Source organism: Streptomyces sp. NPDC026246 (assembly GCF_055567995.1).
Genome location: NZ_JBVHPJ010000006.1, coordinates 1 through 23,186, shown reverse-complemented (window position 1 = coordinate 23,186; position 23,186 = coordinate 1). Strand labels below are relative to the sequence as shown.

Below are 23,186 nucleotides of genomic sequence, written 5' to 3'. Positions count from 1 at the left end.
GACATCGTATGAGTGGCGCAGCCACCGACATCGCCGTCATCGGGATGTCGTGCCGCTTTCCCGGAGTGCGCGACATCGAGGAGTTCTGGCGCCTGCTGCTCGACGGCGGGTCGACCATCGGAAGGTTCCCCGGCCACCGGGAGGTCCTGCCCGGACGCACGCCCCACCCGGACGCCGCCACCGTCGAGGCAGGGTCGTTCCTGGACGCCGTCGACGGCTTCGACGCCGAGTTCTTCGGCACGTCCGCGGCCGAGGCGGCCGCCATGGACCCCGTGCAGCGGCTGGGGCTGGAACTGGCCTGGGAGGCCGTGGAGAACGCGGGCGTCCCCGCCTCGGCACTCGCGGGCCGGGAGATCGACGTCGTGGTCGGCGCCGCCCCGTCCGGCTACGACCTGCTGCGCAAACTGGCCGGCAGCGACCGGGACGACCACTACGCCGTCCTCGGCTCCGGCGGCGCGCTGATCGCCAACCGCATCTCGCACCTGTTCGACCTGCGCGGCATGAGCCTGTGCGCGGACTCCGGCCAGTCCTCCTCGCTGGTGTCGCTGGCGCTGACCTGCGAACGGATCCGCAGCGGCGCGGTCGACACGGCGCTCGCCGGCGGCGTGCACGTCATCGCCGATCCCGAGGCGGGACTGGGCCTGGCCAACCTGGGCGCCTTGTCTCCCGATGGCCGCTGCCACCCCTTCGACGCGCGGGCCAACGGCTTCGTACGCGGCGAGGGCGGAGCGTTCGTCCTGCTCAAGCGCCTGGACCGGGCCCTCGCCGACGGCGACCACGTCCACGCCGTGGTGTGCGGCTGGGGTGTCGGCAGCGGCGGCGCCTCCTCCCGGATGCCCGACCCCAGCCCCACCGGGCAGGCGGCGGCCGTGCTGTCCGCCCTGCACAGTGCGGGCGTCGACTTCGACGACGTCGAGTACGTCGAGGCGCACGGCACCGGCACCCGGCGCGGCGACCCGGCCGAGCTCGCCGGTCTGCGTCAGGTGGCGCGGCGCACCGGTCGCGACCGCCCCCTGGTGATCGGCTCGGTGAAGGCCAACGTCGGTCACCTGGAGCCCGCCGCCGGCCTCGCCGGGTTTGTGAAGGCCGCGCTCTGCCTGGACCGCGCCCACCTGGTCCCGCACCCGGGCTTCCACACCCCCAACCCCGAAGTCCCTGATTTCCACGACGACTTCGAGGTCCTGCACACCGCGCGCCCCTGGCCGGGCACCCCCGAGCGGCCGCGACGCGCGGGCGTCACCTCGGTCGGCATGGGCGGCACCACCGCCCACGTCCTGCTCGAACAGGCCCCCGCCACTCCGGCGGAGGCCCCCGCTCACTCGGCCGAGGCCGCCGGCCCGGCCGAGACGGCCGGTGCGGCTTCCGCCGTCCCCGTCGTGGTGCCGTGGGTGCTGTCGGCGCGCTCCGACGCGGCCCTGCGGCAGCAGGCGGCCCGGTTGCGCGACCGCGTGGCGGGCGACCCGTCACTGACGGCGGCCGACGTTGGGCACTCCCTGCTGACCACCCGCACGGCGTTCGCGCACCGGGCCGTGGTGCTCGGCGCCGGACGCGACGAAGCCCTGTCCGGCCTCGGCCTGCTGGCCGACGGCGGCGACCCGGCACGCGCCGTACGCGGCGTGGCCGACGGGCCGAAAGGGCCGGTCGTCTTCGTCTACCCCGGCCAGGGCTCGCAGTGGCTGGGCATGGGACGGCAGATGTACGCCGAATCACCGGTCTTCGCCCGCGCGATCGACGAATGCGCACAGGCGCTCGAGCCATGGCTCGACTGGTCGCTGCGGGATCTGGTGACCGGCGCGCCGACGGCGCCCCCGCTGGAGGGCCGGGACACCGTGGTACAGCCGGCGCTGTTCGCGATGATGGTGTCCCTGACCCGGGTGTGGCGGTCCCTGGGCGTGGTCCCCGACGCGGTGGTCGGCCACTCGCAGGGCGAGATCGCCGCCGCCTGCGCGTCCGGCGCGCTCGGCCTGGAGGCCGCCGCCCGGCTGGTCGCCCTGCGCAGCCGCACCCTGGGCGCGCTGGCGGGCCAGGGCGGCATGAGCGCAGTCGCCGCGCCCCTCGCCGAGGTCGGCAGGCGGCTGACCCGGTGGCCCGGGCGGCTGTCCGTGGCCACCGTCAACGGGCCGGCCTCCGTGGTCGTCTCCGGGGACCTGCCGGCTCTGGACGAGTTCGCCGCCGAGGCCGCCGCCGACGGCGTACGGGTGCGCCGCATGAAGGTCGGCTACGCCTCCCACTCCCACCAGGTCGAGCGCATACGCGACCAGGTGCTCGCCGCCGCCGCGCACGTCGCACCGCGGCGGACGCCGGTGGAGTTCCACTCCACGGTCACCGCGGGGCGCATCGACACCGGCCTGCTGGACGGGGCGTACTGGTACGACAACCTGCGCTCGACCGTACGGTTCGGCGAGGTCGTCTCCGCCCTGATGCGCGAGCGCGGCGGTGTGTACGTGGAGGTCAGTCCGCACCCCGTGCTCCAGGTGGCGATGGAGGAGACCGCCGACACCCTGGAACGCCCGCCCCTGGTGGTGCACACCCTGAACAAGCACGACGGCGGCACCGCCAAGGTCCTCACGTCGGCGGCCGAACTGCACGTGCGCGGTGTGCCGGTGAGCTGGCCGACGGTGTTCTCCGCGGCCCGCCCGCGCCGGGTCGCCCTGCCCACCTACCCCTTCCAGCGGCAGCGGTACTGGCTGACCGCGCCGGACGCCACCGCCACCCCCGGCGCGCCCGCCGAAGGACCGGACCTGGCCTCGGAGACCTCCGTCCGTGCGCTGGTGTGCGCCGAGACGGCCGCACTGCTGAGCGCCAAGGACGCCGGGACACCGCTGACGGGGGCCGACCTGGCGGCGCGGGCGGGCGAGACCTTCAAGGCCCTGGGCTTCGACTCCTCGATGGTCGTGGCGCTGCGCAACCGGCTCACCGCGGCGAGCGGGGTACGCCTGCCGGCCACCGTCGCGTTCACCCACCCCACACCGCGCGAACTGGCCCGCCACCTGTTCTCCCTCCGGACACCGGCCCGGCCCGAACCGCCGCAACCCCGGCCCACGCACCAGCCCGGGCCGGTGCAGCCGGCCGCCCCGGCCCGGCTCCCGGCGCACGAACAAGAACCTCCGGAGGGCCGCAGTGACGACGATCTGTACGCCTTGATCGACCGCGGATACGTGTAGCAGCACCGTTCGACCCAGCAAACGACAAGGGGGAGGCCCTGGTGGAGGATGTCGACAAGCTCCGGTCCTATCTGCGTCGCGCCGTCGGCGACGCGCAGCAACTGCGCGAGCGTGTGCGCGAGTTGGAGGAGTCCGCGCACGAGCCCGTCGCGGTCGTCGGGGTGGGGTGTCGCTTCCCCGGAGGGGTGACCTCCGCGGAGGACCTGTGGGACCTGGTGTCCGGCGGTGTGGACGCGATGGGCGACTTCCCCTCCGACCGCGGCTGGGACACCGAGGCGCTGTACGACCCGGACCCCGCGGCCCGCGGGAAGACCTACACACGCACGGGCGGGTTCCTCCACGAACTGCCCGCCTTCGACGCGGAGTTCTTCGGCATCAGCCCCCGCGAGGCGCTGGCGATGGATCCGCAGCAGCGCCTGATGCTGGAGACCTCGTGGGAGGCGCTGGAGCGGGCCGGCATCGACCCGGCAGCCCTGCGCGGCTCCCCGACCGGGGTCTTCACCGGCGTCTACGGCGTCGACTACGGCCCCCGCATGGGCGGCGGCGCCGCCGGCGAGGTCGAGGGCTTCACCCTCACCGGGACACACCTCAGCGTGGCCTCGGGCCGGGTGGCCTACGTACTGGGGCTGGAGGGACCGGCGGTCTCGATCGACACCGCCTGCTCCTCGTCGCTCGTCGCCGTCCACCAGGCCGTGCGCTCCCTGCGGTCGGGGGAGTGCACGCTGGCGCTGGCCGGGGGCGTGTCGACGCTGCCGACCCCGGGGATGTTCGTGGAACTGTCCCGGCAGCGCGGTGTGTCGGCTGACGGGCGCTGCAAGGCGTTCGCGGACGCGGCCGACGGCACCGGCTTCTCCGAGGGCGCGGGCGTGCTGGTCCTGGAGCGGCTCTCCGACGCGCTGCGCAACGGCCGCCGCGTCTGGGCGGTCGTCCGGGGCTCCGCGGTCAACCAGGACGGCGCGTCCAACGGACTGACCGCACCCAACGGCCTGGCGCAACAGCGCGTCGTCCGGGCGGCCCTCGCCGACGCCGGGCTGACGGCCCCCGACGTGGACGCGGTCGAGGCGCACGGCACCGGCACACGGCTGGGCGACCCGCTGGAGGCGGAGGCGCTGCTGGCCACCTACGGCCGGGAACGCGACGCGCACCACCCGCTGTGGCTGGGCTCGCTGAAGTCCAACATCGGCCACACGCAGGCGGCGGCCGGCGTCGGCGGCATCATCAAGATGACCATGGCGATGCGCCACGGGGTCCTGCCCCGCACCCTGCACGTCGACCGTCCCTCCACGCACGTGGACTGGTCGGCCGGGGCGGTAAAACTGCTCACCGAGGCACGCGCGTGGACCACGCCGGCGGACCGGCCCCGGCGCGCCGGCGTGTCGTCCTTCGGCATCAGCGGCACCAACGCGCACCTGATCCTGGAGCAGCCACCCGAGCCCGCCGAGCCCGCCGAGCCCGCTGAGCCTGCCGGGCCCGCCGAGGGCCGCGAGGTCTTCGGCCAGGGCCGGGACCTCACGCGTGAGCCGGGCGTGGTGCCCTGGGTGCTGTCGGCGCGATCGGAGCATGCGCTGCGCGAGCAGGCGCGGCGGCTGTGCGAGCACGTCGCCGCGGACCCCTCCCTGAGCCCGTCCGACGTGGGCCACGCGCTGGTCACGACGCGCTCGCTGTTCGAGCACCGCCGGGTGGTCGTCGGCGCCGACCGCGACGCCCTCCTCGCCGCACTGACCGCCGTGGCGGCGGGCGAGGAGGCCGGCTCCGCCGCCGCGGTCTCCGGCGTCGCCCGGCCCGTCGGCAAGACGGTGTTCGTCTTTCCCGGCCAGGGCGGTCAGTGGGTCGCGATGGGCCGGGAGCTGTGGCAGACCTCCCCGGTCTTCGCCGAGCAGCTGCGCGCCTGCGCCGAGGCGCTCCGGCCGTACGTGTCCTGGTCGCTCGTCGACACCGTGTGCGGCGGACCCGACTCCGCCGACCTGGAGGACATCGACGTCGTCCAGCCGGTGCTGTTCGCCGTGATGGTGTCGCTGGCCCGGGTGTGGCAGTCGCTGGGTGTGACCCCCGACGTGGTGATCGGCCACTCCCAGGGCGAGATCGCCGCCGCCCACATCGCCGGGGCCCTGACCCTCCAGGACGCGGCCAGGATCGTGGCCCTGCGGTCACGGCTGCTGGCCACCGTCGCCGGACAGGGCAGCATGGCCGGGATCCTGCTGCCCGAGGAACGCGTGCGGGAACTGCTGGCCGGCCAGGAGGCCCGGATCGGCATCGCCGCGGTGAACGGGCCCGGCTCCACGACGGTCTCCGGCGAGACCGCGGCCGTGGAGGCACTGGTGGCGGCCTGCCGGGCCGAGGGTGCCCGCGCACATCTGATCAAGTCCAGCGTCCCCGGTCACTCGCCGCTGATGGACCGCTTCGCGCGGCGGCTCCCCCGGGAACTGGGCCGCATCACGCCGGCGCCCACGCCGGTCGAGATCTACTCCACGGTCACCGGCGGCCCGATCGACCCGAGGGCGCTGGACGCGGACTACTGGTACCGCAACCTGCGCGAGCCGGTGCAGTTCGCGACCGCCATGGGACGCCTGGTCGGGCAGGAGCCCGACAGCGCGGTCGTCGAACTCGGTCCGCACCCGCTGCTCGCGATGAACATCCAGGAGATGTTCGACACCACCCTGGGCTCCACCGGCTTCGTGGTGGGCTCCCTGCGCCGCGAGGAAGGCGGCCTCGGCCGGCTGTACCGGTCGGCGGCCGAGGCCTTCGTGGCGGGTGCCTCGGTGTCCTGGCAGGCGGCCTTCCCGGGCCGGGACGGCCGGTGGGCCGAGCTGCCCACGTACGCCTTCCAGCGGCACCGCTACTGGCTGGCCACCCCTCAGGAGACCACCGCCGGCGCCACCTCGGACCACCCGCTGCTCGACGCCGTGGTCGACCTGCCCGCCGACACCGGGCGCGGGGGAGTGGCCGGCGCCGGACGCCTGTCGCTGGAGCGTCAGCCCTGGCTCGCCGAACACGTCGTCCACGGCGCCCATCTGGTGCCGGCGACCGTCTTGGTGGAACTGGCGGCGTGGGCCGCGCACAAGGCCGGGCACGACACCGTCGACGAACTCACCCTGGGGACCCCGCTGGTGCTGCCCCGCACGGGCGAGCGGGAGATCCGCGTCGTGCTCGACGGCACGGGCACCGTGAGCGTGCACTCACGCGGTGACGGGGAGCCGGAGTGGATCCGCAACGCCGTCGGCACCGTCGGCACCGCCGGCGCCCCGGCCCCCGGCCAGGACTCCCTCACCGCCTGGCCCCCGCCGGGCGCGGCCCCGGTGCCGTTCGAGGAGGAGTACGCCCGGCTGGCCGCTCTCGGCTTCGGCCACGGCCCCCTGCTCCGGGGCCTGAAGGCCGTCTGGCGCCAGGGCGACACGCTGTTCGCAGAGGCCGAACTGCCCGCCGCCGCGGCCGGCACCGGCCAGGACCATTTCCGGATCCACCCGGCGCTGCTGCACGCCGCGCTGCTCCCGGCGGGCCTGGGCGGCAGCGTCGACGCCGCCCGGCCCGAGGGCCGGCTGCCGTACCGCGCCACCGGCATCCGGCTCGGCGCCGGCCGGCCGGCCGGCTTGCGCGTCCGGCTCGCACCGGCGGGCGAGAACACGTGGTCCTTGACCCTGGCCGACGACCGCGGCGCCCCCCTCGGCGGCATCGCGTCGCTGACGCTGCGCCCCGCGGACGTCGAGCAGCTCACCGCGCTCGGCTTCGACCGCCAGGACGCGCTGTTCCGCCTGGCCTTCGCGCCGGTGCCCGTCTCGGCCGGGGTGACGGCCGGGGCGTGCGCGGTGCTCGGCACTCCCGCGTTCCCCGTACCCGGCGCGGCGGTCTTCGCCGGCCTCGACGCGCTCACCGCCGCCGGCCCCGTGCCGCCGGTCGTGGTCACCACCGTGGAGGGCGCGGAGCCGGACGGCGAGGACACCCCCGCCGCCGTCGAACGCGTCCTGCACCAGGTGCTCGACCGGGTACGGCAGTGGCTGACCGACGACCGCTTCGCCGCCTCGCGGCTGGTCGTCGTCACGCGGGGCGCGTTCGCCGACGCGGCCCCGACGCGCCCCGACCCCGCGGCGGCCGCCGTCTGGGGCCTCGTACGCAGCGCGCAGACCGAGAACCCGGGCCGGTTCACCCTCGTGGACACCGACGACCACGCCGCGTCCCGGGCCCTGCTGCCCGCGCTGACGGCGACCGGGGAGGACCAGCTCACCCTGCGTGCCGGCGTCCCGGCCGCCCCCCGGCTGGCCCGGGCCGACGGCGGCCACCGGCCGGGCGACGTCCCAGCCCTCGGCACCGGGACCGTGCTGATCACGGGCGGCACCAGCGGCCTGGGCGCCCTGCTCGCCCGCCACCTCGTCGACCGGCACGGCGTACGGCGTCTGCTGCTGACCAGCAGGCGGGGACCGGCCGCACCGCAGGCCGCCGCACTGGCCGCGGAACTGACCGGCGCGGGCGCACACGTCGACATCGCCGCCTGCGACGTCACCAGCCGCGACTCCGTCGCCGCGCTGCTGGCCGCCGTGCCCGCCGAGCACCCGCTGACCGCCGTCGTGCACTGCGCCGGCGTGCTGGACGACGGAGTCGTCGAGGCGCTGACCGGCGAACGCCTGGACGCCGTCCTCGCCCCGAAGGTGCGCGGCGCCTGGTACCTGCACGAACTGACGCGGCCGCTGCGGCTGTCCGCCTTCGTGTTGTTCTCCTCGGTCGCGAGCGTCCTCGGCACCGCCGGACAGGCCAACTACGCCGCCGCGAACGCCTTCCTCAACGGCCTCGCCCAGGCCCGCCGCGCCGACGGCCTGCCCGCCACGGCCCTGTGCTGGGGCTTCTGGGCGCAGCGCAGCGAGATGAGCGCCGGCCTCGACGACACCGACCTGGGGCGCCTGCACCGCCAGGGCGTGCTGCCGATGTCCTCGCAGGAGGGCCTCGCCCTGTTCGACGCGGCCGTGCGGGCCGACGGCGAGCCGGTACTGGTACCCGCACGGCTGGACCTGACCGCCCGGGCCGGCCACCTCGGCTCGCCGCTGCTGCGCGGCCTCACCGGCACACCCGCCACCCCGCGGGACGAGGCAGCGGGCGCCGACGGACCGCTCGCCCCGACCCTGGCGTCGCTGCCGCCCGACGCCGCCGAGGCGGCACTGCTGGACGCCGTCCGCACCCGGACCGCCGCCGTCCTCGGACACGCCGACCCGGCGCGGATCGGCCCCTCGGTGGCCTTCAGAGAACTGGGCATCGACTCGCTCACCGCGCTGGAGCTGCGCAACAGACTGGCCGCGGCGACCGGCCTGAAACTGCCCGCCACGCTCGTGTTCGACCACCCCAACCCCGGCGCACTCGCCCGGTTCCTGACCGAGCTGATCGCACCCGGCGAACCGGCGGCGCAGTCCCCGGCCGCCCACCTGGCCCAGGAGATCGAGGGCCTCGGGGCCCGGCTCCAGGACGCCTTCCTCGAACTCGACGCCGAGGAGCGGAGCACCATCTCCACGCTCCTGGGCGAACTGCAGGGCCGCGTCCGCTCACTGGCGGGCGCCGCGGCACCGGCCGGCATCGCCGACCGGATCAGTTCGGCCTCGGCGGGCGAACTGCTCGCGCTGCTGGACCAGGAACTCGGCTAGGGAGAGCCATGACGACCGACGACAACGCCGACGTTCTCGACTACCTCAAGCGGACGTCGATCGAACTGATCGAGACCCGCAAGCGCCTGCGGGAGCTGACCGACGCCGCGGCCGAACCCATCGCCGTGGTCGGCGTCGCCTGCCGCTTCCCGGGCGGGGCGAGCACACCGGAGGACCTGTGGGACCTGGTGCGCACCGGCACCGATGCCGTCTCCGACTTCCCGCAGGACCGCAACTGGGACGTGGAGAACCTGTACGACCCCGACCCCGGCCGGCCCAACAGCAGCTCCACCCGCAAGGGCGGCTTCCTCTACGACGCGGGCGACTTCGACGCCGACTTCTTCGGCATCAGCCCACGCGAGGCGCTGGCCGCCGACCCCCAGCAGCGACTTCTGCTGGAGACCTCCTGGGAGTCCCTGGAACGCGCCGGCATCGACCCGCACTCCCTGCGCGGCAGCGACACCGGCGTCTTCGCGGGCCTGGCCTACTTCGGCTACGGCAACCACCTCCACACGCCCGACGCCATCGCCGGCTACGCGCAGACCGGCTCGCTGCTGAGCGTGGCGTCCGGGCGCGTGTCGTACGCCCTGGGCCTGGAGGGGCCGGCGGTGTCGACCGAGACCGCGTGCTCCTCGTCCCTGGTGGCGGTCCACCAGGCGGTGCAGTCGCTGCGGCAGGGCGAGTGCGGCCTGGCCCTGGCCGGCGGCGTCACCGTCATGGGGACCACGCAGGTGATGCGGGAGATGACCCGGCAGCGGGGCCTGGCCGCCGACGGCCGCTGCAAGGCCTTCGCGGACGCCGCCGACGGCGCGGGCTTCTCCGAGGGCGTCGGCGTGCTCGTCCTGGAACGGCTCTCCGACGCACGGCGCAACGGCCGCCGCGTCTGGGCGGTCATCCGCGGCTCGGCGGTCAACCAGGACGGCGCCTCCAACGGCCTGACCGCCCCCAACGGCCCCGCGCAGCAGCGCGTGATCCGGGCCGCGCTCGCCAACGCCCGGATCCAGGCGGCCGACGTCGACGTGGTCGAGGCGCACGGCACCGGCACCACCCTGGGCGATCCCATCGAGGCCCAGGCCCTGCTGGCCACCTACGGCCGGGAGCGGAACGGGGACGAACCGCTGTGGCTGGGCTCGCTGAAGTCCAACATCGGCCACGCCCAGGCGGCCGCGGGCGTTGGCGGCCTCATCAAGATGATCATGGCGCTGCGGCACGGCGTCATGCCCCCCACGCTGCACATCGACCGTCCCTCCACCCACGTGGACTGGTCGGCCGGAGCGGTGCGACTGCTCACCGAGGCCCGCGACTGGCCGGGCGCACCGGACCGGCCCCGCCGCGCGGGCGTGTCCGCCTTCGGCGTCAGCGGCACCAACGCCCACGTGATCCTCGAGGAGGCCCCCGAGGAGGAGGCGGCGTCCCCCACCACCGGGCGGCTGCCCGGCGCCCTCGTACCATGGGTCCTCTCCGCGCGCTCGGAGCAGGCCCTGCGGGCCCAGGCGCGCAGACTGCGCGACTTCACTGCGGCCGCCGCCGACCTGGATCCCGCCGACGCCGGCTGGTCGCTGGTGTCCGGCCGGGCCCGCCTCGAACACCGGGCCGTGGTGCTCGGCCACGACCGGCAGGACCTGCTCGCCGGCCTGACGGCACTGGCCGAGGGCGAGGAGTCCGCCGCGGTGATGCGCGGCGTCGCCGGTGAACCCGGTGCCCGCGCCTTCCTGTTCCCCGGGCAGGGCGCGCAGTGGGCCGGCGCGGCGGGACCCCTCCACGAGGCGTTCCCCGTCTTCGCCGAGGCCCTGGACGAGGTGTGCGCGCACTTCGACGCCCACCTCCCCTTCGCCCTCAGGCCCGTGCTCCTCGCCGCCGACCCCGGACCCGGGCAGCGCGAGCGGACGGACGTCGCCCAGCCCGCGCTGTTCGCCCTCCAGGTCGCCCTCTACCGGCTGCTCACCCACCACACCCCGGCGCCGGACCACCTCATCGGCCACTCCGTCGGCGAGATCGCCGCCGCCCACGTCTCCGGAGCGCTCCGCCTGGAGGACGCCACCCGCCTGGTCGCCGCCCGCGGACGCACCATGCAGACGGTGACCGAACAGGGCGCCATGCTCGCCGCACGCCTCGGCGAGGAGCGGGCGGCCGCCCTGCTCGCCGCGTACGACCGGGTGGGCCTCGCCGCCGTCAACGGCCCCGAGTCGGTCGTCTTCTCAGGCCTGCGCGCACAGGTCCACGCCCTGCGCGACCGGATCCTGGCCGACGGCGGATCGGCCAAGCTCCTCCCGGTCGCCCACGCCTTCCACTCCCCGCTGATGGAACCGGTCCTGGACGACTTCGCGGCCGCGATCGGCGCGCTGCCCTCCGCCGAGCCGGCGATCCCCGTCGTGTCGACCCTGCTGGGCCGCGAGGCCACCGCCGGGGAACTGACGTCCGTGGCGCACTGGGTGCGCCACGTCCGCGCACCCGTACGTTTCCACGAGGCGGTGGAGCACGCCCGCGCCGCCGGCGCGGACGTCTTCGTCGAGGTCGGCCCCGGCGCCACGCTCACCGGCCTCACCAAGGACGCCTTCGCGAGCACCGGCGTCGACGACGCGCTGGTCGTCCCGGCATCCCGCCGCGACCGCGAGCCGGCCCGGGCACTGACCGGCGCACTGGCCGAACTGCACGTGCGCGGCGTGACCGTGGACTGGGCCGCCCTCTTCGGGCCGCGCCGCCGGGTCGACCTGCCCACCTACGCCTTCCAGCGGCAGCGGTACTGGCTGGACTTCACGGCCGGAGCCGGTCCCGCGGACCTCGCCTCGGCCGGACTGGCGGCCCCCGGCCATCCGCTGCTGGGCGCCGTACTGGACCACCCCGGCAGCGACGAGGTCCACTTCACGGCCCTGTGGTCGCTGAAGACCCACGACTGGCTGTCCGGTCACACCGTGTTCGGCGCGGTCGTCGTCCCCGCCACGGCCTACCTGGACCTGGCCCTGACGGCGGGCCGGCACGTCGGGTGCGCCGCACTGGAGGACCTCACCCTCGAAGTGCCGCTGATCCTGCCCGAGACGGGCGGCGTGCAGGTACGCGTCGTCGTCGGCGCGGCGGACGCCTCGGGCCGCCGCCCGCTCCAGGTGTACGCGCGCCCCGGCGACCACGCCGCCACCACCGGCGGCTGGACCCGCCACGCACAAGGCGGCCTCACCCCGGACGCCTCCAGCACGCCGGACGCCTCCAGCCCCCCGGCGGCCGCCGACGCGGCCCGGCCACTCATCGCCTGGCCCCCGCCCGGTGCCACCCGCGTCAGCGTCGACGGCCTCTACGACACCTTCGCCGACGCCGGGTTCGACTACGGGCCCGCCTTCCGCGGCCTGCGGGAGGTGTGGCGGCACGGCGACGACCTCCACGCCCTGGCCACCCTTCCCGACAGCGCCGTGACGGGCGCCTTCGCCCTGCACCCGGCGCTGCTCGACACCGTGCTGCACGCGTCGGTGGCCGGCGGTGTCATCGAGGTGACGGGCGAACAGGGCCGGATGCCCTTCGCCTGGGCCGGCGCCCGCCTGACGGGCACGTGCGGGCCGACCGTACGCGTCCGGCTCACCCCGGCCGGCGAGGACGCGGTCTCGCTGACGGTCACCGAGGAGGACGGCCGCACGATCGCGTCCGTCGCCTCCCTGACGTTCCGCCCGGCCGGCGCCGAACAGGTGCGCTCGGCGCTGGGCGGGCAGGAACCGCCGCTGTACGAGGTGCGCTGGCGGCCGGTGCCGCCGGGCGATCCCGCCGCCCGTCCGGCACGGTGGGGCGTGATCGGCACGCACCCCGGCCCGGCCCCCCGGCTCCTGCGTGCGGACGGTGACCGGGCCGTGGCCTACGCCTCCCTGGACGAGGTCCCCGCGCACGGCGCCCCCGCCCACCTCCTGCTGTGCCCGGACGACACCACCGGCGCGGCCGACCCGCTCGCCGCGGCCGGCGCCTGCGCCGCGCACGTCCTGCGGCAGGTCCAGCGGTTCCTCGCCGAGGAGGCGTTCGCCGCGTCCACGCTGGTCGTGCTCACCCGCCTGGCCGTGGACACCGGCGCGGGACAGCGCGTGGAGAGCCTGGCCGGCGCGTCCGTGTGGGGCCTGCTCCGCTCCGCCCAGACCGAGCACCCCGGCAGGTTCCGGCTGGTCGACCTCGACGACGAGGAGACCTCCTGGGCGGCGCTGCCCGACGCGCTCGCCCTCGGGGAGGAGCAACTCGCGCTGCGCGACGGCGAGTTCCTCACCCCCCGCCTCGCCCCGGCCACACCCGCCGAGCAGCGCCTCGAAGCCCCGGGCGACGGCCCCCACCGGCTGGGCATCCCGGACAAGGGCACGCTGGAGAACCTGACCTGGGTACCGTGCCCCGAGGCCGAGGCGCCCCTGCGCGGCGGACAGGTCCGCATCGCCGTCCAGGCCGCCGGGCTCAACTTCCGCGACGTCACCATCGCCCTGGGCCTGGTGGAGCGCACCGCCCTGGACGCCGGCATCGGCAGCGAGGGTTCCGGTGTCGTGCTGGAGGTCGCCGACGACGTCACGGCCTTCGCGCCGGGCGACCGGGTCACCGGCATCTTCGGCGGCGCCTTCGGCCGCCTGGCCGTCGCCGACCACCGCCTGCTCACCGCCGTCCCCGACGGCTGGAGCCACGCCGAGGCGGCGTCCATGCCGAGCACCTTCCTCACCGCCTACCACGCCCTCTTCCACATCGCCCGGCTCACGAAGGGCCGGCGCATCCTGATCCACGCGGCGGCCGGCGGCGTCGGCATGGCCGCCGTCCAGCTCGCCCGGCACGCGGGCGCCGAGATCTACGCGACCGCCAGTCCCGCCAAATGGCCCGCTCTGCGCGAACTGGGCCTGGACGACGCGCACCTGGCGTCCTCCCGCGACCTGGACTTCGCCGGGAAGTTCCTCGCCGCCACGGACGGCCGGGGCATGGACGTCGTCCTGAACTCCCTGGCGCACACCTTCGTCGACGCCTCGCTGACGCTGCTGCCCCAGGGCGGCCACTTCGTCGAGATGGGCAAGACCGACATCCGCGACCCCCGGCAGGTGGCCGCCGATCACCCCGGCGTCACCTACGACGCGTTCGACCTGTACGAGGCCGGACCGGACGCCCTCCAGGCGATGTTCCGCGACGTCATGGACCTGTTCGCCGACGGCCGGGTGCACCTGCCACCGGTGTCCGTCCGCGACATCCGCGACGCGCGCCGCACCTTCCGCGAGATGAGCCAGGGCCGCCACATCGGCAAACTCGTCCTCGACGTCGGCGGCGGCTTCGGCGGCGGCACCGTCCTCGTCACCGGCGGCACCGGGGGAGTGGGCTCCCTCGTGGCACGGCACCTCGTCACCGAGCACGGCGTGCGCTCCCTGGTGCTGGCCGGCCGGCGCGGAGCCGCCGCCGACGGCGCCGGCGAACTGGCCGCGGAGCTCAGGGAACTGGGCGCCGAGGTCCGCGTCGCGGCCTGCGACGTCGCCGACCGGAGCGCCGTCGCGGACCTGCTCGCCGGCATGCCGCCCCAGCGGCCGCTGACGGCGGTCGTGCACGCGGCAGGTGTCCTCGCCGACGGCACGCTGGAGTCGCTCACCCCCGAGAGCCTCGAACGGGTGCTGCACGCCAAGGCCGGCGGCGCGCTGGTCCTGCACGACCTGACCAAGGACCGCCCGCTGTCGGCGTTCGTGCAGTTCTCCGCGCTCGCCGGCACCCTCGGCACCGCCGGACAGGCCAACTACGCCGCCGCCAACGCCTTCCTCGACGGCCTGGCGGCCCAGCGCAGGGACGGCGGCCTGCCCGGCACCTCACTGGCGTGGGGCTGGTGGGAGCAGAGCAGCGGCATGACCGGGGAGCTGGCGGAGGCGGACCTGGCCCGATTGCGGCGGATGGGCGTCGCCGCCATGCCGACGCCCGAGGCGCTGGCCCTGTTCGACGCGGCCCTCGCCGGCGGCAGGGCGGTCCTCGTCCCGGCCCGGCTGGACCTCACGGCGCTGCGCGGCAGGACCGGTACGGACCTGCCGCCGCTGCTGCGCGACCTCGCCTCCCCCCACCGCCCCCGCCGGGCGGCACACGCCGGGGACGACGGCGCCCGCGGCCTGCCCGCCCTCCTGGCCGGGCTGCCGGCCGACGAGGCGCACACCACCGCCCTGGACTGGCTGCGCGAGCAGGTCGCCCTCGTCCTCGGCCACCCCTCCGGCGCGTCCGTCGACGCCGAACAGGCCTTCACCCAGCTCGGCTTCGACTCCCTGACATCGGTCGAACTGTGCAACCGCCTGTCGTCGCGGACCGGACTGCGCCTGCCGACCACGCTGGTCTTCAGCTACCCGACCCCGCGCGAGATGAGCGAACACCTCGTCGGCCTGCTGCGCCCGGAACCGGACCCCGGCACGGGCTCCGGCACGGACCTCGGCGCGGACGATTCCGCCGAACTGGAAGGGCTGTCCGACCTGGACCTGGAAGCACTGGTCGACCTGGCCCTCGATGAGAAGAGGTAAGTGAGATGACCGACTCCGCGGAACGCACGGCGGACGGCGCGGACCGGGTCCAGCGGGCACTGCGCACCCTGCTGGAGGAACGCGACCGCCTCCGGCGCGAGAACGACGCCCTCAAGGCCGCCCGTGACGAACCCGTCGCCGTCGTCGCCATGGCCTGCCGCTACCCGGGCGGCGTCTCCTCGCCAGAGGACCTGTGGAAGGTGCTGCGCGACGGCCTGGACGTCGTGGACGACTTCCCCGCCGACCGCGGCTGGCGGGACGTCTACGACCCCGACCCGGACGCCACCGGAAGCTCCCGCACCCGGCAGGGCGGCTTCCTGAAGGACGTGGCGGACTTCGACGCCGACTTCTTCAACATCAGCCCGCGCGAGGCCCTGGCCGTCGACCCGCACCACCGGCTGCTGCTGGAGACCTCCTGGGAGGTGTTCGAACGGGCCGGGATCGTCCCCGCCGACGTGCGCGGCACCGATGTCGGTGTCTTCTCCGGGGTCAGCTCCTCCGAGTACGGCTGGCGCTTCCTGGAGGGCCGGCACAAGGAACTTGAGGGCTACCTGCTGTACGGCAGCGCGCTCAGCGTGGCCTCCGGCCGCGTGGCCTACGAGCTGGGGCTGACGGGTCCGGCCGTGTCGGTGGACACCGCCTGCTCCTCGTCGCTGGTGGCGCTGCACATGGCCGTGCAGTCGCTGCGCTCGGGGGAGTGCTCCCTGGCCCTGGCCGGTGGCGCGCTGGTGATGGCGACCCCCTCGATGTTCGTGGAGTTCTCCCGTCAGGGCGCCCTGTCCACCGACGGCCGCTGCAGGGCGTTCGCGGACGGGGCCGACGGGACCGGGTGGGCCGAGGGCGTGGGCGTCCTGCTGCTGGAGCGGCTGTCCGACGCCCGCCGCAACGGCCATCCCGTGCTGGCCGTCGTCCGCGGCAGCGCCGTCAACCAGGACGGCGCCAGCAACGGGCTGACCGCGCCCAACGGCCGCGCACAGGAGAAGGTGATCCGCCAGGCCCTGGCCAACGCGGGCGTCGCCCCCGGCGAGGTGGACCTCCTGGAGGCGCACGGCACCGGCACCACCCTGGGCGACCCCATCGAGGCGGCCGCGCTGCTGGCGGCCTACGGCCGGGACCGGCCGGCGGACCGGCCGCTGTGGCTGGGCTCGCTGAAGTCGAACATGGGCCACGCCCAGGCCGCCGCCGGCGTCGGCGGGGTCATCAAGGCCGTCCTGGCGATGCGGCACGGGTACATGCCCAGAACCCTCCACGTCGACGCTCCCTCACGCCACGTCGACTGGTCCTCCGGGGCGGTCGAACTGCTGGTGGAGGGCCGCCCGTGGACCCGGGGGGACGGCCCCCGGCGGGCCGGGGTGTCCTCCTTCGGCGTCAGCGGCACCAACGTCCACGTGATCCTGGAGGAGGCACCGCCCGCGCAGCCGTCCGGCGGGCAGCGGCCCGGCGCGGGCGTCACCGGCGGCGTCGTGCCCTGGGTGCTGTCCGCCAAGAGCGCCGAGGCCCTGCGCGGGCAGGCGGGCAGGCTGCGCGACTTCCTCACCGCCGGGGCTGTCCCCGCCGATGGCGCCGCCGCTGATGATGCCGCGGCCACCGAAGCCGGAGCCGGAGCCGAAGCCGAAGCCGCCGTCGGCTGGTCGCTGGCATCGGGCCGCTCGCGCTTCGAGCACCGCGCGGTGGTGCTCGGCCGCGGCCGGGCCGAACTTCTCGACGGACTGGGCGCGTTGAGCCGGGGCGCCGAGTCCCCCGCGGTGGTGAGCGGCAGCACCACCGGACTCGGGGGCGTCGCCTTCGTCTTTCCCGGCCAGGGCTCGCAGTGGGCCGGCATGGGCCGGCAGCTGTACGGCACCTTCCCCGTCTTCGCGCAGACCCTCGACGCCTGCGCGGACGCCCTGGCCGAATGGGTCGACTGGTCGCTGCCGGACGTCATACGCGGCGAGGCGGGGGCGCCCGGCCTGGACCGGGTGGACGTGGTGCAGCCGGCGCTGTTCGCGGTCATGGTGTCCACGGCCGCCCTGTGGCGGTCCTGGGGTGTCGAGCCGGCCGCGGTGATCGGCCACAGCCAGGGCGAGATCGCCGCCGCCTGCGTCAGCGGCGCGCTGTCCCTGCGCGACGCCGCCCGGGTGGTGGCGCTGCGCAGCAAGGCCCTGGTGGATCTGCAGGGCCACGGCGGCATGGCCTCGGTCGCCCTGTCCGCCGACGAGGTGGAGCGGCGACTGGCCCCGTGGGGCGACCGGGTGAACATCGCCGTCGTCAACGGGCCGAGTTCCGTCGTGGTGGCCGGCGAACCGGACGCGCTCGACGAATTCGTCGAGAAGGCCAGGGCCGACGGCGCCCAGGCCCGCAGGATCCCCGTCGACTACGCCTCGCACTCCCCCCACGTGGCCCGGGTCCGCGACCAGGTGACCGGCGCACTGGCCGGAGTCCGGCCGAGAACCTCGGACCTGCCCTTCTGCTCGACGCTGTACGGCGAGGTCGTCGACACGGCGAAGCTGAACGCCGCATACTGGTACGACAACCTGCGCGAGAAGGTCCTGTTCGAGACGTCCGTGCGGCGGCTGGCCGACGACGGTTTCCGGGTGTTCATCGAGATGGGCCCGCACCCGGTCCTCACCGTCCCGGTGCAGGAGACCGTGGAGGACCTGGACGACGCGCTGGTGCTGTCGTCCTCACGGCGGGAGAGCGACGAGGTCCGGGCCCTGCTCGGCTCGCTGGCCCAACTCCACGTCCGCGGCGGACGGGTGGACTGGGACGCCCTGTTCACCACGCGCCACCGCGTCGACCTCCCGACGTACGCCTTCCAGCGGCGGCGCTACTGGCTCAGCTCCTCGCCCGCCGCGGCGCCCGAGGCCGAGCTGCCCGCCGCGCCGCCACCGCCCTCCGACGACCAGGCCGTTCCTCTGCCGGAGCGGATCGCGGCCCTGCCCGGCGCCGACGCACAGGCGTTGGTGCTGGAGCACGTACGGGAGAAGGTCGCCGTCGTCCTCGGGCACGCCTCGGCCGACATCGTCGGCCCCGACCAGGAGTTCAAGGAACTGGGCTTCGACTCGCTGCTGTCGGCCGAGCTGAGCAAACGCCTGACCGCGTCGACCGGACTGAAACTGAAACCGAACCTGGTGCTGCGGCACCCCTCCCCGCGGCGCATCGCCGGGCACATCCTGTCCTCGCTCGCGGCGTAGCACGTCCCGCCGGCGGGACACGGCAAGAACCGCGGCCCGGCCCGTCCCGCCGGGCACCGACGTCTCTTGAACGGCCGGCTCGCCTCCCGGAAGGTGGAGGTGATCGGAACATTGCCGAAATACCGGGCCATTTTGCTGAGGGGTTGATTCGTGTGCCTTCGTTCGGTGCGTCGTCCGCGCACAGAGGCATGTGGCGGGCGCAGGAAATGGCTCCCGACACGCCGAACCACGCGCTGACCATGTGGGACGTGGACGGCACGCTGGACGCGGCCGTCATGGAAGCCGCCTTCCTGCACGTGATGGGCGAGGCGGAGGTCCTGCGCGTCACCTTCGTCGACGACGGAAGCGGACTGCGCCTGGTTCCCCGCGAACTCGGCGACTGGCGGCCGTTCTTCTGGGACCTGACCGCCGAGGCGGACCCCGAGCAGGCCGCCCGTGCGGCCCTGGCCGACCTGGTGCGCCGGCCGTTCGACCTCGGACGGGACCTGCTGTTCCGGCTGGGCGTGGTCAGGCTCGCCGGCGACCGCTCCCTGCTGGTGATCGCCTACCACCACCTGGTGTCCGACGGGTTCGGCGCCGGCGGACTGCTCTCCCGGCGCCTGGCCGAGGTCTACACGGCCCTGGCACGCGGCGAGCGGGTGCCCGAGCTGCCGCACCCGTGGGACACCGCCTCCTTCGCCGACGAGGCGGCGCACTACCTCGCCTCGCCGAAGTTCACCGAGGACATGACGTTCTGGGGCGACTACCTCCGGGACGCGCCCCCGCCCGCACAACTGCCCCGCGTGGCCCTGTCCGAGGAGCGTCGCACCGCCCTGTCGCAGCCGCTGGGCAGCGCCGACCGCTGGGCGGAGGTGGCCGACGCCATCGGCATGGTGAGCCGCACCCTGACCGTTCCGCGCGCCGAGGCCGACCGGTGGACCGAGGCGGCGCAGTCCATGGGCGTGTGGCTGTCGCAGATGCTGACCGCCGCCGCGGCCGTGTACCTGCGCCACCGCTGCGAGCGCCCAGAGTTCCTGCTGTCCCTCGCCGTCGGCAACCGCGTCGGCGTGGCGAGCCGGACACCCGGCCTCGCCGTGAACGTCGTGCCGGTACGGGTGAAGGTCCCGCTCGGCGCGACGTTCACCGAGATCGCCGAGACGCTCGTCGACGAGACGTACGAGGTCTTCGACCACACCGCCTGCCACTACTCCGACATCCAGCGCGCGAGCGGCACCGCCCTCAGCGGCCGCGGCAGCTTCGGCGCCGTCGTGAACGTCGTCGAGTTCGCGGAACAACTGCACTTCGGCGACAGCCCGGCCCGCTACTCGGGCGCCACCACCGGCACCTTCGAGGAGCTGTCGATCGGCGTCTACACCGACGGCAGCCCCGGCAGCGACCTGTTCATCCGGCTCGACGCCCCCGCCGGCCTGTACGACCGCGCCGAACTGCGCTTCATCGGCGAGGAACTGATCTCCTTCGTCCGGGCCGCGCTGGACGCGAGCGCCCGGCCGGTCGGCACGCTGGACGTGGCGGGCGGCGAGGAACGGGACCGGGTGCTCGCGGCACCGGACTCCTCCGGTGCGCCACTGCCGGGCCTGACCGTCCCGCACCTGTTCGCCCGGCAGGCCCAACGCGCCCCCGACGCCGTCGCGCTGGTCGACGGTGATACCCGGGTCTCCTATCGTCAGCTGGACGAGCGGTCCGGCCGGCTGGCCACGGCGCTGCACCGCCGGGACGTCGGCCCCGAGACGGTCGTCGCGGTGGCACTGCCCCGGTCGGTGGAACTGGCCGTCGCCCTGCTCGCGGTGGCGAAGGCGGGTGCAGCCGCACTGGCCGTGGAACCGGCGGCCGCGGCCGACGCCCCACCGGCACGCCTGCTGCTCACCGACACCGCCACGGCCCGCACGCTCCCGGCCCGCCCGGACCAACCGGCGCTGGTCCTGGAGGACCTGGCCACCGACGGCACCGTCGAAGCCGGCACCACCGTCCCCGACGGCGCCCGGCTCCACCCCGACAGCCCGGTGGCCGTGCTGCACGGCACCGGCCCGGACGGTGCCGCGCGGCCCGTCGCGGTGACCCACCGGGCCGTCGAGCGGTTCGTCACGGACCGCCGCTGCCGGGACGCCGGCCGCGGCACCGTCCTGTGGCACGCGCCGCACACCTGCGACGCGCTCGCCCTGGAGCTGTGGACGCCCCTGCTGAACGGCGGCCGGGTCGTCGTGGCGCCCCAAGGGGAGCTCGACAGCGACACGTTGGCCGGACTGCGGGCGGCCCACGGCCTCACCACGCTGTGGCTGCCCGCCGCCCGCCTCACCGAGCTCGCGGCCGCGCACCCCGGGCGTCTGGCCGGACTGCGCGAGGTGTGGACCGGTGGCGACCGGATCCCTGCGGCCGCGCTGCGGCGGATCCGCGAGGCCTGCCCCGGGCTCACGGTCGTCACCGGGCACGGCGGGGCGGAGACGACGGGCCTCGCCGCCGTCCGGCACCTGCCCCCAGGCGAAGCCGTGCCCGCGTCGGACGCGATCGGCCATGCCGCGGACCACACCGCGCTGTACGTTCTCGGCCCCGGCCTGACCCCGGTCCCCGAGGACGTGGCCGGTGAGCTGTACGTGGCCGGCCCCGGTGTGGCCCGTGGCTACCCCGGGCGGCCGGCGGCGACCGCGGAACGTTTCGTGCCCTGCCCGTTCGGCCCGCCCGGGACGCGCATGTACCGCACCGGGGAGCGGGTGCGGCCGACGGCCGACGGCCGGCTCGTCCACGTCGGCCACGCCACGGACGTGCGCGGTGTGCGCGTGGAACCGGCCGAGGTCGAGGAGGCGCTGTCCGAACACGCCGATGTGGCGCAGGCCGTCGTGGCCGTCACGGACGACGGCAGCGGGCAACGGCGCCTGGCGGCCTGCGTCGTGCCCGTGCCCGGCACGGCCGTGACCGCCGATGACCTGCGCCGGTTCGCGGCGGCACGGCTGCCGGAGCCCATGGTGCCGTCGGCGTTCACCGTCCTGGACCGGCTGCCGCTCACCGCGGGCGGCCGGGTGGACCGGTCCGCGCTGCCCCGGCCCGCCTCCGACGACGACACCCGCCGCGCCCCGCGCAACGAGACCGAACGGATCCTCGCCCGGGCCTTCGCCGAGGTGCTGGACGTGGACCGGGTCGGCATCGACGAGGACTTCTTCGACCTCGGCGGCAACTCCCTGCGGGCGATCCGGCTGGTCGGGCTGATCCGGGCGGAGCTGAACCAGGAGGTGTCCATCCGCAAGCTGTTCACGGCTCGCACGGTCCTCGCACTGTCGGACGTGTGCAAGGACCTCGGCCGCTCCAGCCGGCCGGCGCTGCGCAGACGCACGAAGGAGGGCGCGGTCCTCTGACCACGCGGGGACCCGGAACGCCGCGAGACCCGGGATTCCGTGGCACCCGGAACGCCGCGACACCTTCGACGCCGCCGCTTCCACACACCCGCGCGAAACCGCCCGGGGCGGCACGGACCAGGTCCGTGCCGCCCCGGGCGGTTGACCGGCCCCGACGGCCGGTCAGGAAGCGGCCGCCCCGGTGAGAAGCTCCTCGGTGACGACCGCCGCGACGTCGCCGGGCCGGTCGTAGAGGTAGAAGTGACCGCCGGGGAAGACCTTCACCGCCACGTCCCCGCGGCTGTGCGGCCGCCAGGTCTCCGCCTGCTCCACCGTCACCACCGGATCACTGTCCCCGACCAGCACGGTCAGCGGGGCGGTCAGCGGCTCGGCCGCGCGCCAGGTGTACGCGCCGAGCGACCGGTAGTCCGCGCGCAGCGCCGGCAGCACCATCTCCATCATGTCGGGGTCGTCCAGCATCGACTGGTCGGTGCCGCCCAGCCTGCGCACCTCGGCGAGGACGTCGTCGTCGTCGTAGAGCGAGAAGTGGGCCGTGCTGTGCGCGTCCGGTGCGCCCCGCCCGGACAGGAACAGCCGCTGCGGCCCCGGCAGCGGGTCCCGGGCGAGCCGCCGGGCCGTCTCGAACGCCACCAGCGAACCCATGCTGTGGCCGAACAGCGCGTACGGCCGCCCCGGATCCGCCGCCAGCACCTGTGCGAGCTCCTCGGCCACCGCTCCGGCGAGCAGGGCCAGATCGGTGAAGGGCACCTCCCGGTGCCGGTCCTGCCGGCCCGGATACTGCACGCACATCACGTCGAGTTCCGCGGGCAGCGCCTGAGCCAGGGTTCTGAACGTCGTCGCCGAACCCCCCGCGTGGGGGAAGCACACGAGCCGCGGCCCGTTCCCCGCAGTGGTGAAGCGCCGGAACCACGTGCTGTTCACAGTGTGTATCCCTTCGTCTGTGCCGGCCGGCCCACGGCGAGGGGCCCGCCGGTGCCCTCGGGGGATGCGGGCACCGGCGGGCGGTCCGTCGCCCCGCGAGGGCTCCTGCCCGTCCTCACCGGAGCTGATACCCCGAGCGTGCCGCTCAAGCCTCGACGGGGGTTCGCGGGACGGTGGAGTGCCGCAGGCGGCCGGGACACCCCGTCGGGCCGACGCGCGAGCGGTCCTCCACCCGTGCCACGTAGCCTCCGGCGAGGTGCATGACCCGCACCGCGACGCGTGTCCGCCGACCTGTCCGCCCGCGCCGGCGGACCAGCCCTGACAGGAGCGACACAGGAATGTCCGTGGTAGTCAACTCCCCCGCAGCGACTGGGACGGGTGGCAAGCACGTCCGTCGTCTGGAACGTGTGGTCATCAGGTTCGCGGGTGACTCGGGTGACGGTATGCAGCTCACCGGTGACCGTTTCACTTCGGAGACGGCGTCGTTCGGCAA

6 protein-coding genes are annotated in these 23,186 nt (G+C 75.2%); 5 read left to right on the top strand and 1 reads right to left on the bottom strand.

What is annotated here, in order from left to right; translation table 11 throughout:
* Positions 1-8 precede the first annotated feature (8 nt).
* From ACZ4M5_RS16735 to ACZ4M5_RS16715, 5 genes are all read left to right on the top strand, one after another.
* On the top strand, positions 9-3,164 hold the full coding sequence (locus tag ACZ4M5_RS16735; RefSeq protein WP_467737394.1) for a type I polyketide synthase: 3,156 nt from the start codon (positions 9-11) through the stop codon (positions 3,162-3,164).
* Entirely contained in the window at positions 3,155-8,785 is a 5,631-nt protein-coding gene (locus tag ACZ4M5_RS16730; RefSeq protein ID WP_467738016.1) for a type I polyketide synthase, read from the top strand. The genes ACZ4M5_RS16735 and ACZ4M5_RS16730 overlap by 10 nt, the downstream gene beginning before the upstream one ends.
* Before the next feature lie 59 nt (positions 8,786-8,844).
* On the top strand, positions 8,845-15,255 hold the full coding sequence (locus tag ACZ4M5_RS16725) for a type I polyketide synthase (RefSeq protein ID WP_467738014.1): 6,411 nt from the start codon (positions 8,845-8,847) through the stop codon (positions 15,253-15,255).
* Positions 15,256-15,260: 5 nt separating this feature from the next.
* Complete coding sequence (locus ACZ4M5_RS16720) at positions 15,261-18,428, top strand: type I polyketide synthase (protein WP_467737392.1); 3,168 nt, start codon at positions 15,261-15,263, stop codon at positions 18,426-18,428.
* Between the two features lie 152 nt (positions 18,429-18,580).
* A complete protein-coding gene (locus tag ACZ4M5_RS16715) occupies positions 18,581-21,772 on the top strand; it encodes an AMP-binding protein (RefSeq protein WP_467737390.1) in 3,192 nt (1,063 codons plus the stop codon).
* Between the two features lie 162 nt (positions 21,773-21,934).
* Here ACZ4M5_RS16715 and ACZ4M5_RS16710 read toward each other — a convergent pair whose 3' ends face one another.
* Positions 21,935-22,693, bottom strand: coding sequence for a thioesterase II family protein (locus ACZ4M5_RS16710; protein ID WP_467737388.1), 759 nt, complete (start codon positions 22,691-22,693; stop codon positions 21,935-21,937).
* Positions 22,694-23,186 lie beyond the last annotated feature (493 nt).

Coding starts and splice junctions, on each gene's coding strand:
- ACZ4M5_RS16735 (WP_467737394.1), top strand. CDS start 9: ATGAGTGGCGCAGCCACCGACATCGCCGTCATCGGGATGTCGTGCCGC.
- ACZ4M5_RS16720 (WP_467737392.1), top strand. CDS start 15,261: ATGACCGACTCCGCGGAACGCACGGCGGACGGCGCGGACCGGGTCCAG.